We start from the raw sequence: 1,919 nt of genomic DNA, 5'->3' as shown, positions 1-1,919 counted from the left end.
GCCACCGACCAGGCTCGCCACCGACCAGGCTCGCCACCGACCAGGCTCGCCACCGGGCGAATTCGCCACTTGGCGCGGCGCCGGATATGGGGCGCACACCCAAAAACGCCCACGTCACGGAGCGCCCGCGGCATAGAGCGCCCGCGGCATAGAGCATCTCACGACCGTCGGCTACGCAGCTTCGAGGCACATGGCTCCGCGACGAACGCCGCCCGCCGCGTCAACCGCCTGTGCCTGCCGGCCGTGCGGCCGGCCTCTCGTGACCCGTCAGGCCGCTTCGGCGCAATGCATCTCGCCGCGCTCGGGCTGGAACTTCACCCAGGTGCTGAAGCCGGTCCCGCACGCCTCGCAGCTCCACATGTGGCGGACGACGCGGTCGGCCACGTGATGCGATTCGTCCGGGGCCACCAGAAGATACGAGCACCGCGGGCAGTGCTGTTTGCCGAAGAGGGTTCTGTCGGATCCCCACTCCTCGATGCAGCCGCTGTTCATCATGGCGTTTCTTTCCCTTCCACCGCCGGACGTGGCGCAGCCACAGTTCAAGCGTCCCGGCGCGCGGGCGAAACATGCCGCGTGCCGAGCTTGCTCGGATCATGACCCGTCGCGTTGCCGCGACAGCCAAAATCCCCCGTAGCTTTGCCTGTTTTTGGATTGGTTGCCGGCCGAGGCGATGGTCGACCGCAACTTGGACTTTAGTCTAACAGAGGTACCCAGGATTGTGCCAGCAATAATTGGCCGACGAGAGGCGTTTTTCTGATGTGGGATACGGCCTTCGGGTTAAACCCGGTCCTATTTTGCGATGCACTTTTCAACGTGCGTTGCGGCAAGGTCGCCGCTTTCGCCGCTCATGAGACCTTATTTCCATTAAGTGCAAGATGTGGGTAGCGTTCGGCGCCGCCGGTCGTCAGGTCGCCCGTCACCGCGACCTTGTGGTCGAGGCCGACGATCGCGCCGCGCAGGCTGCCGGAGATCACGTTGTTCGACACGAGCGCACTGCGCGCTCCCGGCACCACGGTGACGCCGATGCCGATCCCGCACTCCCGCACCACGTTACCGGTGAGGGCGACGTCGCGCAGATAGGGGCCCCAGCCGACCGCAATCCCGACCGCGCTCGCCCGCTCCACCACATTGCCGGTCGCCGCCGTGTCGGCCTCGACATACATGCCGACGCCGATCAGGAACTCCGGGTCCGGGTTGGCGTCGCGGCGGGCGAGGTTGCGCAGGATGTTGCCCTGGACGACGGCGATGCGGCCGCCGCTGGCGAAATTGGCGATCGATATCCCCATCTGGGCGCCGTCGACGATGTTGTTGGCCACCATCGCGGCCTCGAACTGGAACTCCGAGTAGAGCGCCGTCTCGCCGACATTGGTCACGGTGTTGCCGACGATCTGCAGGTTGGAGGCGGAGTTGCCGCGCACCCCCGAGAACGCGCAGTCGGCGATCCGGTTGCCCCGCACGATCACGCCGTTGGTGCGGAAGACGTTGATGCCGTTGCCGTACTGGCCTTGCCCCCCGGCCCGGTTGCGGACCCCGGAAATGCGGTTGTCGGTGATCAGGGTGCCATCCTGGCCGACCTCGAAGCGCAACACCTGGATGCCGTTGTTGCCGGCCCGCTCGATCACGTTGCGGGTGATCATCAGGCCGGTGGCGTTGCGGGTCTGGACGGCGACGTCGGCCGTGTCGGTGATGCGGTTGTCCGAAATCGTGCCGCCGGCCGCATAGGCGTAGATCGCGGTGCCGTCCGCCCCGGCGACCGTGCAGTTGGTGATCGCGAGCGCGTCGACCTGCTCGCAGTGGAGGAGGGCGCGGTCCTGCGGCAGCGGCCGGCCACCGCCGTCGAGAACGAGACCGTCGAGCGCGATGCGGCGGGCGCCGCTCGCCGACAACAGCGAGGCGCCGCCCAGAAACACCAGCCGGCA

2 protein-coding genes are annotated in these 1,919 nt (G+C 67.2%); both read right to left on the bottom strand.

The genetic code is table 11. The features are described 5' to 3' along the window. Window positions 1–267: 267 nt before the first annotated feature. Window positions 268–495, bottom strand: a complete 228-nt coding sequence (locus HXX10_RS28920; protein WP_296526975.1) for a hypothetical protein — start codon at window positions 493–495, stop codon at window positions 268–270. A gap of 350 nt (window positions 496–845) precedes the next feature. Further along, the coding region (locus tag HXX10_RS28915; protein WP_296526973.1) for a TIGR03808 family TAT-translocated repetitive protein at window positions 846–1,919 on the bottom strand (1,074 nt) is incomplete at its 5' end.

Origin of the sequence: Rhodoplanes sp., assembly GCF_013377085.1 — a bacterium.
Taxonomy (GTDB): domain Bacteria; phylum Pseudomonadota; class Alphaproteobacteria; order Rhizobiales; family Xanthobacteraceae; genus Rhodoplanes.
This window is presented reverse-complemented; position numbering and strand designations above follow the sequence as displayed.